An 11,374-nucleotide genomic window follows, 5' to 3' on the forward strand; every position below is an offset into this window, starting at 1 on the left:
AATCGTCCTTTCCATGGTGCCATAGAAATCAGATCATTCTGGACTACAGGGGAAAGTCTTGATCACGGAGAGACAGTTGAGACTTGTCTTTTCCACAGTTAAAACTCAGTGTGGCGTGCCCGCATTATTCCATCTGCTCAATTTGATGGCATTATTGATGGCATCAACGAAATTAAGATTTATTTTATTATTAAATTACAAATACTTAACATCACTATTCAGGTCCTCTTCTGGCACCATTTCTAAGTCTTCAGACCACTACCAAGGTCCAGAAGCACCCCAAAAAGCCCGCGCAAGCGGGCTTTTTTGTTGCCCCAATTTCCGCAGGCAGTTTCCTTTCACTACAGGCGCAGCGACTTTCTCAACCGGCACAAAACACCCTGAGAACACCGTTTTTTTGAATATGAATGAAACCGAAAATCAACGGTTTCAAACTAGACCCACCGCGGGTGGATTTAGGTTAAATCATTGCCATATCTGGCACATGAAAGACGGACCTGTGCTTCGATTGGAAAACATAAGCCGTCTCTATCTTTTTCACTCACATCGCAAGCTTTCCGACTTCCCGCTCAACGAGCAGGTTTCCCGAACGCTTGAGTTCGAAATCCAAAGGAAATGAATAACATGAAGAAGCAGGTATTCTCGCTCATCGCTGTAATGACAATTGCTTTGGCGGCATCGGGATGTCAGTCGACAGACCGTAAGGATCGCGATTGGGGCAATAACAAATCGGACGCACCAAGCCGCTCGGCCCCTTCGCATTCTGCGTAATAGCCTCGTCCTGCCGTACTATTGAACGCTGAAAATGAAAAAGGCCGGCTAATTGCCCGGCCTTTTTGCGCTATTGTCAGTGCTGGTACATCCGCAGTCACGACAACAACTATGGCTCTATAGTGAGCAGGATTGGTTAATAAATAGTTAACCGACTATCGCTTCTTTGCCCCACAATGCTTTGGGCCTTGCCACTTGCGAGAACTCCGCGCATCCTTCTTCTGCGCAATGCGATTTGAAGGGCAAATCAGATGGATCAACCTGCCTATGATGTTGAGTTTGGGGAGATCATCCGCTGGCTTAGGCAACACGGTCTCATTCTGCAGTCAGACCTCGAAGGTAATACTGAACTTTCAACGCGTGCGGAACGGACCGGTCGTAAACGTCGTCGTGAGGCTGAACAGACAAACGAGTAGTGAAACGCGGTTCCAACGTTTTAATCTTAACTGGAGCCGCTCTAAAGGGATTAAAAAGGCTCAATAACCATAACAATATCGGCCTGAGATAATGCAAGAGGGGGAGAAAAATGCGTCGCAAAGGCTTACTCGATTTCGGAAGAAATGGCCTGTTTTACCGGCTGTTTCTGGTAAGCGCGATTTGTGCCGTGTTAAGCAGCGTGTTGAGCCAGAATGGAGAAATACCCTTCTGGCGCTGGCTACACTATCTGACCAAGCCCACGGCAACATTACTCCTGCTTTGCGCGATCCTGTGCGCCCCACGCCTCATCTCAAAAAGCTATGGATTTGCAATTGCTCTGGGGTTGGCCTTCGCAGCAGCTGGTGATTTTTTCCTGATGCTGCCGGGCGATTATTTTCTGGTTGGGCTGATCTGTTTCCTCATAACCCACTGCATTTACATTTACGCATTGTGTCGCAAGACACGCTTTGCGGAGAACAAGCTCGTTTTCCTGATCTTCGCATTCCTTGCAATCGCGATCATCGCGGGCCTGTGGAGTTCGGTTCCATCAGCCATGAAAATTCCGGTTGTCATTTATGCGACTGCAATTGGCGTCATGGCTGCACAGGCCGTTAGCCGCGCGCTTTCAGACAAACTTGAACCCATTGCGCGCTATAGTGCGACGCTCGCAGCTGCCGGTGGTCTCTTCTTCATGGTAAGCGACACACTTCTCGCCTTTAACCGCTTCCACACGCCAATTCCCCTTGCTGGTCTTTGGGTCCTCAGCACCTATTATGTAGCGCAATTCCTCTTCGCGCGTTCAACGGAGAACTTTGCCTATGAGCGCTGACCAGTCCACGTCGCCACAGCAAACTTTGCTGACGACATTCCAGCACCTGCGACAAAACTGGATCGACCACCGTCCACCTTATGAACAGCGTGTCGATGACCTGCGCCGCCTCCGTAAACTGCTTCATGAGCGCCTTGATGACATGGCGAAGGCCATCAATGCGGATTTCGGAAACCGTTCGGTGCATGAAACGCTGTTGGGTGAAGCAAGCGTCGTGTTCGCCGAAATCGACCACACGCTGCATCACCTCAAGCGATGGATGAAGCCACAGCGTCGCAAGGCAGGCTGGAAGCTCTGGCCAGCAAAAGCAGAACTGCGCTTTGTGCCTCTGGGTGTGGTCGGCATCATTTCGCCGTGGAATTATCCGGTCAATCTTGCGCTTGCGCCACTTGTGGCGGCAATCGCTGCAGGCAATCACGTGTTCCTGAAACCCTCAGAACACACGCCAAATACGTCTGAATTCTTGCGGAAACTGATTGCCGATGTTTTTCCGGATGACCGGGCAACCGTCATTCTTGGTGATGCCAGTCTTTCAGCAGAGTTTTCCACCCTGCCCTTCGATCATCTGTTCTTCACAGGGTCAACGGCGGTGGGTCGAAAGATCATGAAAGCGGCTGCAGAAACCCTCACACCCGTAACCTTGGAGCTGGGCGGCAAATCACCGGCGATCATCAGCGATCACAGCAACCTTAAACGTGCGGCCAGCTCTATCGCTACGGGCAAATATTTTAACGCGGGCCAAACCTGCATTGCGCCCGATTATGTGCTGATACATCAAAGCAAACGCGATGCATTCGTCGCCTTGCTGCGCGAGGAAACGCAAAGGCGTTATAGTGCCGGCACAGCGGAAAACGACCGCACGACAATCATCAACGATATGCAGTATGCGCGTCTTTCCAATCTGTTGCACGATGCGGAAGACAAAAGCGAAGCCATCATTCCGCTTCTGGAGAGCTCTGCCACAGCAAGCCATCCGCGATTGATGACACCAACCGCTATTCTTGAGCCAGCGCCGACCAGCGCAATCATGAATGAAGAGATTTTCGGCCCCTTGTTGCCGATTATCAGCTATCGATCAATTGATGAGGCGATCGCCTATGTTTTGGGACACGAGCGACCGCTGGCGCTTTATTGCTTCAGCGATAACACGGCTGAAATCGACACTGTGCTTTCTCATATCGTTGCAGGCGGCGTCTGTATCAATGACACGCTCTACCATTTCGCCTGTGGGGATCTGCCTTTTGGCGGCGTGGGTCATAGCGGTATGGGACACTACCACGGCAAAGAAGGCTTCCTCACCTTCTCCAAGGCCATGCCGGTTCTGACCAAATATACGCCTGCATCAACGGATATGATCAAACCGCCTTATACCGGGCTTGTCGACCGGATTGTCCGCTTTATCACGCGATAGACGATGTTGAAAAACAAGTTTCTCAGCAATCTGTGATCCACACAGACTGTTCAAACTGCAGAATGCCCTATTTATATGGATATCTAGCGATTTCCAGCTAACGACACGAGGCAGCAAACGGGTGCAGAAGAAAAAAGACCCAGGTCGAATTTCCAAGAAGATTCTGACGGCTATCCGTAACCGACCGGGGTTCAGGCCGCTTCACACCAATGTCACTGAGGGCGATATCGTTATTGCGTCCTATAATGTGCACAAGTGCATTGGTGTCGATAAGATGTTCGACCCTCAGCGCACCGCAGATGTCATCAGTGAGATCGACGCCGATGTGATTGCCTTGCAAGAGGCAGACAAACGGTTTGGCGAGCGCTCTGGGCTGCTTGATCTTGGCCTGCTCGAAAAGCGCCACGGCCTCGTTCCCGTGCCTATTACCTCGACCATGCCAAAAGGCCATGGCTGGCATGGCAATGTGCTGCTGTTTCGCGAAGGCGTGGTGCGCAATGTCCGCCAATTGTCGCTTCCGGGTGTAGAACCACGTGGCGCACTCGTCGCTGATCTGCAATTTGCATCGGGCCCATTGCGGGTCATTGCTGCCCATCTGGGACTGTTGAAACGCTCTCGTGAACAACAGGCTGAAAGCATTCTTTCTGCTTTGCAGGAAGCCGATACCTTGCCGACGCTCCTGATTGGCGATCTGAATGAATGGCGCGTGGGCAAGCGTTCGTCGCTGGCATCGCTCATGCCGATGTTCAACCATGTGGCAACCGCGGTCCCAAGTTTCCCTTCGCGCTTTCCGGTATTTGCGCTGGATCGGGTACTGGGTACGCCGCATAATCTGGTGACGGCCGTTGAAGTGCACAACACGCCTCTGGCCCGCATGGCCTCTGATCATCTTCCGATCAAGGCCCATCTCGACCTCAAGACGGCCGCTCAGCTTCTGGAAGAGTTTAACCCGTCTCTCCTGACCAGCAATTCGAGCTCAGGCAGCTAAAAGCATTCTCCCAAAATAAGCACCAGCTTTCGGAAAATGCTTCAAAATGGACCGTCAGAGATAAGGCGACCCGAGCCAGATGATGCGGTCGATCAGGCGCTCATAGAAGGGGCGATTCTTGAGACGCGTCAGGTTCACTTCACGGCTCATGTCGATCACCTTGCCGATCCGCTCTTCCACCCGAAGCGCTACGTCGCGATCAAGGATTTCCATATCGACTTCAAAGTTCAGTCTCAAGGAACGCGCGTCAAGATTGGACGATCCGACATAGGACCATGCACCATCAATCGTCATCAGTTTGGAGTGATTGAACGCCCCGCCTGCGCGCCATATACGGCAGCCACCTTGCAGCAGCTGATCGAACTGCGCTCTCATGGCACGATCTACAAGTTTCAGATTATTGACGCCGGGAACCACCACATCCACGGATACACCGCGGCGTGCTGCAGTGACCAGCGCACTGATGAGTTCGCGGTCTGGCAGAAGATAGGGCGACATGATCAGGATATGTTCCTGAGCGATCGAAAACGCGCCCATCATCATGCGGTGATTGGTTTCGATATTCTTGTCCGGCCCTGAACCAACCACGCGGATCAATTTACCTGTACCGGGTGGGTCTTTTGGTGCGGCAATACTCCAGGCGTCGCCTGTCAGCAATTCACCCGTTGCAAAGCGCCAGTCCTCGGACGCGACATGAAAAAGATCTGCAATTGCCGGACCTTCCAGTCGAAAATGCGTGTCAAACGCGACCGCATCGCCAGCTATGGCTTTCACGAAAGCGGCACGGATATTCATGCCGCCGGTGAATGCCAGCTTGCCATCGACAATAAGAATTTTACGGTGAGTGCGCAAATTGGCATAAGGCAGACGTAGCCCCATGATGATGTTGCCATTGAACACATCGACAGAAATGCCTTTTTCCTTCAGCAGATTGACAATGCTTGGAATGGAATAGCGCGCACCAACTGCATCCACCAATACGCGCACTTCAACACCGCGCTTGACCGCGTCGCCCAAGGCATCAGCAAACTGCTCACCAATCGCGTCGCGGTCAAAAATATAGGTTTCAAGCATGATGCTGCGCTCGGCCTTGCCGATAGCGTCCAGCATTTCAGCATAGGCTTCGTCACCAGTCTCCAGCATCTTGATGCTGTTGCCACTCGTGAAATCATAAAGACTGACGGTATCGCCGAGGATTTTCATCGCGCCGAACTGACGGCCAAAGGCAGCGCGCACCAGATCATTCGTCGTGTCGAAATGCGAGAGGTGGTAAAGCGCAATATTCCCCATATTGTCACGCTGATGGCCAAGCGTGCTACGTCGGATGCGATTGACGCCCGCCAACGCATAAACCACTGCCCCCACGATAGGGGAAAGCACAATAACGCCGACCCAACCGAGCGCTGTGCGCACCTCATCTTTGGTCATCGTGGCGTGAATAGCTGCAATCGCTCCAAGAACGATCGATAGGACCGCCAGAATATGCGGCCAGTAGTGTGAAACCAGATCAAACATCGGACCGACTTTAGAGCATTTCCAGCAAAAGTGCGAAGTGGTTTTGCGTGTGATAATGCGCAAGAGAAAACAATTAGAGCAGTTCCAGCGATTCACTCATAACTGGAGCCGCTCTGGGCCAAAAAGAGTTATTACTGCAAAGACATACCGTGTTCCGGCCTTTACTCCAACAGGAGATTTTCATCCCCTTTTTACGGGAATTCACATCTCTGGCTAAATCTTTCGTTTGCCTTATATTGGTGTTCAGGAATGAACATTGAGGGACATCTTATGGCAACAGCACAGAATGACTTTAATCGGCCTACCCTTCCCGCCGAACTCTCCAGCAAATGGGGGTGGTTCGTCGCACTTGGCGTCGCACTTCTGATCCTGGGTGCCATCGCTTTCGGCAATCTGGTGTTGGCAACTGTCGTTTCGGTCTACTATGTCGGCATCATGATGCTCGTTGCAGGGATCATCGAAATCATTCACGCCTTCGGAGTGAAGACATGGGGTGGCTTCTTTTTCTGGCTCCTGAGTGGCCTGCTTTACGCAGCCGCAGGTATCGTGGCTTTCGTCAATCCGATTCTGGCGGCAGGTGTGCTGACCTTCCTTCTGGCGGCAGCACTTTTGGGCGCAGGCGCATTCCGCATCTGGCTAGGCTTTAAGTCTAAACCCGCAGCCGGTTGGGGCTGGATTGTAGCAGCAGGCGTCATCACGGTTTTGGCCGGTCTCGTCATTGCACTGCAATGGCCCGTCAATAGCCTGTTTATCCTTGGCCTGTTTCTGGCTATCGATCTTATTTTCCAGGGTTGGTCGTTCATCGCTTTCGGCCTTGGCATCAAGAGCCGATAAAGGACCTTAAAAGCGGCGTGCTACACGCCGCTTTTTCATTTCAACTCGACCTTTTGACTAATGACTGCTAGATGCTGCGCAACATCTTCGCGGCGCGTGTTTTTGCGCAGCCCATCACTTCGCAATTACGAGTTTCTTTATATGCCCGCTCAAGACCATCCTGTTTCCAAGCGCCGCACATTCGCGATCATCGCGCACCCGGACGCCGGTAAGACCACGCTCACCGAAAAATTGCTGCTGTTTGGTGGCGCTATTCAGCTTGCCGGTGAAGTGAAGGCCAAGAAAGACCGTATCCAGACCCGTTCGGACTGGATGAACATTGAACGCGATCGCGGCATCTCCGTCGTCACTTCTGTGATGACGTTCGAGTACAAGGATTGCATCTTCAACCTGCTCGACACGCCCGGCCACGAAGACTTTGCCGACGACACCTATCGCACGCTGACTGCCGTCGATAGCGCGGTCATGGTGATTGATGCCGCCAAGGGTATCGAGCCACGGACGCTGAAGCTTTTTGAAGTTTGCCGTATGCGCGATATTCCTATCGTGACCTTCATCAACAAGATGGACCGCGAAGCGCGTGACCCGCTCGAGATCCTCGACGAGATCGAAGAAAAGCTTGCACTCGATACGGCCCCGATCACATGGCCAATTGGTTCAGGCAAGAGTTTCGCAGGCACCTATGATCTGCACAACAACACTGTGCGTCAGAAGGATGCCGAAGAGCAGCCAACCAAGGTTAGTGGACCAGAAGAAGCAGCACGGCTTCTGCCGGAAAATGAACGTCAGGCGTGGATCGACAGCCTTGAACTGGCGCAGGGGGTTTGTCGCCCGTTCGATCTCGAATCTTTCCGCGAAGGCCATATGACGCCGGTTTATTTCGGCTCGGCACTCAAAAATTACGGCGTGCGCGATCTCATCGAAGCTTTCTGTGATTTTGGCCCTTCCCCCCGTGACCAGCAGGCAGATAGCCGCATGGTCGGCGCGACCGAAGACAAAATGACCGGCTTCGTATTCAAGATTCAGGCCAATATGGACCCGAACCATCGCGACCGTATTGCGTTCTTGCGCGTTTGCTCGGGTAAGCTGTCGCGCGGCATGAAGGCCAAGCTGGTGCGGACTGGCAAGCCAATGAGCTTATCGGCTCCACAATTCTTCTTTGCACGTTCGCGCCAGATTGCAGATGAAGCTTTCGCAGGCGACGTCGTCGGCATTCCCAACCACGGCACTTTGCGCATTGGCGATACGCTGACCGAGGGCGAAGATATTCTGTTCCGTGGCGTACCAAACTTTGCGCCGGAAATCCTGCGTCGCGTGCGCCTCGATGATGCCATGAAGGCCAAGAAGCTGCGTGAAGCGCTTCAGCAGATGGCCGAAGAAGGCGTCGTCCAGCTTTTCGTACCAGACGATGGTTCTCCGGCGATTGTCGGCGTTGTCGGCGCGCTTCAGATCGACGTTCTGACCGAACGCCTCAAAATCGAGTATTCGTTGCCGGTCGGCTTTGAAATGTCACGCTTCTCTATTTGTCGATGGATTACGGCTGACGATCCGGCGGAACTGGATCGATTCATTGCTTCCCATCGCGCAGATATTGCACATGATCTTGATAATGATCCGGTATTCCTCGCCCAGAATGGCTTCTCGCTCAATTATGAAGCAGAGCGTTGGAAAGCTATCCGCTTTGCCGAGATCAAGGATTATCAGGTACGCGATAACACTTAGAGCGCAGACCTGATTCAATCGGCTGAGCGCTCTAACGAGAAAATCTATCCCATCCGCAGATGCGTGAGCTTCTGCGGATTGCGGATCAAATAAATCCCCCGGATCAGACCGTCCTCAATTTCCAAGGCCGCCACTTGCGGGAGCCCGTCCGCTTCAAGGCTCATATGTCCCGGCAGCCCGTCAAACAGCGCAAAATGGCGGATGGCTGGAACCAAGCCGTCAGTCTTGCGCGCGATACCATCGTAAAAGCGCATGATCTTCTGGCGACCGAAGATCGGATTAAGCGCTGCATTTCGAATGCCACCACCATCGGAATACATAACCACATCTTCAGCCAGAAGGCTTTGCAGCGCCGTCATGTCGCCACTGCGGGACGCCTGAAAGAAAGCCTCCGCAATTGTGCGCCCACGATCTTCAGCCACAGCATAACGCGGACGACCGCTGCGCACATGATCGCGCGCACGGCTTGCGAGCTGACGGCACGCGGCCGGGTCGCGATCAAGCACCCGGCTCACTTCATCAAACCCGACATCGAAAACATCATGTAAGAGAAACGCTGCACGCTCCAGCGGCGAAAGCCGGTCGAGCGCCAGCATCAGCGTCAATGTAATATCGTCGCTGCGATCTTCCTCTTCCTCGACAAGCGGCTCCGGTAACCAGGTACCGGGGTAAGTTTCGCGACGCACAAGAGCCGATTTGAGATGATCCAGCGCAAGACGGCTCGTTACCTGTACCAGCCAGCCTTCCGGCTCACGGATTGCGTCCCGATCCGCTGTACTCCAACGCAACCAGGCGTCCTGCACAATGTCTTCGGCTTCGGCATGTGTGCCGACCATACGATAGGCAATGCGAATGAGCCGAGGCCGCAAGGCCTCGAACACAGTCGCAGCTTTCGTTTGTGGTTCAAGCGGCTGCTGCATTGGATTTGACCGGGTGCACAAGACGAAGACCAACCGCAATGCGGTTCCAGGCGTTGATGGTGGTAATCAGCATAGTAAGGTTCACAATCTCTTCGTCAGTGAAGTGTGCTTTCAATGCGTCGAAGTCCTTGTCAGGCGCACCTGTCTGGGCGAGCAGCGTCAACGCTTCTGTCCATGCAAGGGCGGCCCGTTCACGCGCACTATAAAGCGGTGACTCGCGCCACGCAGCAACCAGATAAAGACGTTCTTCAGTTTCACCAGCCTTACGGGCATCGCTCGTATGCATATAGATGCAATAAGCACAGCCATTGATCTGTGAAGCACGAATTTTCACCAGCTCATAAAGGCTATAATCAAGCCCGCTGGCTGCAACCCGATTTTCGAGCTCCACCATTGCCTGCATGATTTGCGGGGCGAATGCATAAGGGGCAAGTCTCTGTTCCATGGTATCTTCTCCTCAAAATTGACGACTGCTTTGGCCGTTCATTATCAAGACGAGATAGCATCATGCGATTGTGACATGCCGCTTAAAAAAGTTCAGCTTTTTGTATCAAGAAGTGCGGCAGCAATCTTTTCTGCTAGTTTTTCAGCCACTTGCTCCTTGCTCATTTCTGGCCATTCTTCGATGCCGGAGCGGCTCAGAATGCGCACACGATTGCGATCCCCACCCATGACATCGCCAGAAACATCATTGGCCACGATCCAGTCGGCACCCTTTTTTTCCAGCTTCCGCCCGGCATTGGCGAGCACATCCTGCGTTTCGGCTGCGAAGCCAACCACAAGGCCGGGGCGTTTTGCACTATGACCAACACCCGCCAGAATATCCGGGTTCTCCACCATACTAAGCGTCGGTGCGCTTTCGCCGGGCTGCTTCTTGATCTTCTGGTCTGCTGCATTGGCGGTGCGCCAATCGGCAACCGCTGCAACCATGACTGCCGCATCAGCAGGTAGATGATCCTCTACCGCGGCCTGCATCTCACGCGCTGTCTCAACATGAATAACATTGACGCCTTGCGGATCGGGGATTGTAACGGGCCCTGAAATCAAATGCACCGTTGCTCCCAATTTCGCGAGCGCGGCGGCAATGGCATTCCCTTGCTTGCCTGACGAACGATTGGCAATGTAACGAACAGGATCAATCGGCTCATGCGTCGGCCCCGAGGTCATGACGATTGTCTTGCCTGAAAGCGGCTTTGCCTTCGGCGCGAGCATAGCTTCTACCGTTGCAACAATCGCCAGCGGCTCACTCATACGACCAGTACCAGCCTCGCCGCTTTCTGCCATTTCTCCCTTTTCGGGACCAATGAACTGCACGCCATCCTGTTCCAAGGTCAGACGATTGCGCTTGGTTGCCGGATTTTCCCACATGGCTGGATTCATGGCTGGCGCGATCAGCACCGGAATTTTCCGCGCCAGCAACACCGCACTCGCGAGATCATCCGCCAGACCATGCGCCATCTTGGCCATCAGATCAGCTGTCACAGGAGCAACGACAATCAGATCGGCATCCCGCGCGAGACGGATATGACCCACGTCCTGTTCGTCCTCGCGTGAAAACAGATCGGTAAAAACGTGATCGGCCGAAACCGCACCAACGGTTAGCGGCGTGACAAATTGTTGTGCGGCCACTGTCATCAAAGGGCGCACATGCGCACCACGTTCGCGCAAACGGCGAATAAGATCAGGCGTCTTATAAGCGGCAATCCCGCCACCGATAATGAGAAGAATACGCTTGCCCTGCAACGTGCCTGTGGCAGATCCAGAAGCTGACGCTGCAGCCGTTACCTCATTCAGTCCGCCAAGCAGAAGCCTGGCTTCCTCTTCCATGGAACGCCCATTCTGAGCGGCCCTGACGCGAAGCCTTTCCTTAGCGGAATCATCAAGATTGCGGATGGTAATACTGGCCATTTGATTGCACCGGCTTATTGCTGATGCAATCAATGAAATCATCAATTGGCTGATTAATC

At 53.2% G+C, this 11,374-nt stretch carries 12 protein-coding genes; 8 read left to right on the forward strand and 4 right to left on the reverse strand.

Annotated features, from left to right (window positions below; translation table 11 throughout):
* Nucleotides 1–76 precede the first annotated feature (76 nt).
* From CEV32_RS23480 to CEV32_RS15465, 6 genes are all read left to right on the forward strand, one after another.
* Nucleotides 77–619, forward strand: coding sequence for a hypothetical protein (locus CEV32_RS23480; RefSeq protein ID WP_143128839.1), 543 nt, complete (start codon nucleotides 77–79; stop codon nucleotides 617–619).
* 5 nt (nucleotides 620–624) lie between these two features.
* On the forward strand, nucleotides 625–771 hold the full coding sequence (locus CEV32_RS23485; RefSeq protein WP_143128840.1) for a transposase family protein: 147 nt from the start codon (nucleotides 625–627) through the stop codon (nucleotides 769–771).
* 251 nt (nucleotides 772–1,022) lie between these two features.
* Nucleotides 1,023–1,187 carry a hypothetical protein gene (locus CEV32_RS23720; RefSeq protein WP_167382810.1) on the forward strand — a complete coding sequence of 55 codons (165 nt, stop codon included), beginning with the start codon at nucleotides 1,023–1,025 and terminating at the stop codon, nucleotides 1,185–1,187.
* A 110-nt stretch (nucleotides 1,188–1,297) separates the two neighbouring features.
* A complete protein-coding gene (locus tag CEV32_RS15455; RefSeq protein ID WP_094578022.1) occupies nucleotides 1,298–2,017 on the forward strand; it encodes a lysoplasmalogenase in 720 nt (239 codons plus the stop codon).
* Nucleotides 2,007–3,428, forward strand: a complete 1,422-nt coding sequence (locus CEV32_RS15460) for a coniferyl aldehyde dehydrogenase (RefSeq protein WP_094578023.1) — start codon at nucleotides 2,007–2,009, stop codon at nucleotides 3,426–3,428. The genes CEV32_RS15455 and CEV32_RS15460 overlap by 11 nt, the downstream gene beginning before the upstream one ends.
* A gap of 121 nt (nucleotides 3,429–3,549) precedes the next feature.
* Complete coding sequence (locus CEV32_RS15465) at nucleotides 3,550–4,416, forward strand: endonuclease/exonuclease/phosphatase family protein (protein WP_094578024.1); 867 nt, start codon at nucleotides 3,550–3,552, stop codon at nucleotides 4,414–4,416.
* 54 nt (nucleotides 4,417–4,470) lie between these two features.
* Here the strand turns inward: CEV32_RS15465 and cls are convergent, their stop codons facing one another.
* The gene (gene cls, locus CEV32_RS15470; protein ID WP_094578025.1) at nucleotides 4,471–5,931 is read right to left on the reverse strand and encodes a cardiolipin synthase; all 1,461 of its coding nucleotides are present in this window, start codon (nucleotides 5,929–5,931) and stop codon (nucleotides 4,471–4,473) included.
* 270 nt (nucleotides 5,932–6,201) lie between these two features.
* Here cls and CEV32_RS15475 point away from each other — a divergent pair, with 270 nt between their 5' ends.
* Entirely contained in the window at nucleotides 6,202–6,765 is a 564-nt protein-coding gene (locus tag CEV32_RS15475) for an HdeD family acid-resistance protein (protein WP_094578026.1), read from the forward strand.
* A 141-nt stretch (nucleotides 6,766–6,906) separates the two neighbouring features.
* On the forward strand, nucleotides 6,907–8,487 hold the full coding sequence (locus CEV32_RS15480) for a peptide chain release factor 3 (protein WP_094578050.1): 1,581 nt from the start codon (nucleotides 6,907–6,909) through the stop codon (nucleotides 8,485–8,487).
* Nucleotides 8,488–8,531: 44 nt separating this feature from the next.
* Here CEV32_RS15480 and CEV32_RS15485 read toward each other — a convergent pair whose 3' ends face one another.
* The 3 genes from CEV32_RS15485 to coaBC all read right to left on the reverse strand — a co-directional run bounded on the left by CEV32_RS15485 (nucleotide 8,532) and on the right by coaBC (nucleotide 11,315).
* On the reverse strand, nucleotides 8,532–9,407 hold the full coding sequence (locus CEV32_RS15485) for a sigma-70 family RNA polymerase sigma factor (protein ID WP_094578027.1): 876 nt from the start codon (nucleotides 9,405–9,407) through the stop codon (nucleotides 8,532–8,534).
* Nucleotides 9,391–9,852: a carboxymuconolactone decarboxylase family protein gene (locus CEV32_RS15490; protein WP_094578028.1), complete on the reverse strand. Its 462-nt coding sequence runs from the start codon at nucleotides 9,850–9,852 to the stop codon at nucleotides 9,391–9,393. Before CEV32_RS15490 ends, CEV32_RS15485 begins: the two co-directional genes overlap by 17 nt.
* A 92-nt stretch (nucleotides 9,853–9,944) precedes the next feature.
* The gene (gene coaBC / locus CEV32_RS15495; protein ID WP_094578029.1) at nucleotides 9,945–11,315 is read right to left on the reverse strand and encodes a bifunctional phosphopantothenoylcysteine decarboxylase/phosphopantothenate--cysteine ligase CoaBC; all 1,371 of its coding nucleotides are present in this window, start codon (nucleotides 11,313–11,315) and stop codon (nucleotides 9,945–9,947) included.
* Between the last annotated feature and the right edge of the window lie 59 nt (nucleotides 11,316–11,374).

Source organism: Brucella rhizosphaerae (assembly GCF_002252475.1).
Lineage (GTDB): Bacteria > Pseudomonadota > Alphaproteobacteria > Rhizobiales > Rhizobiaceae > Brucella > Brucella rhizosphaerae.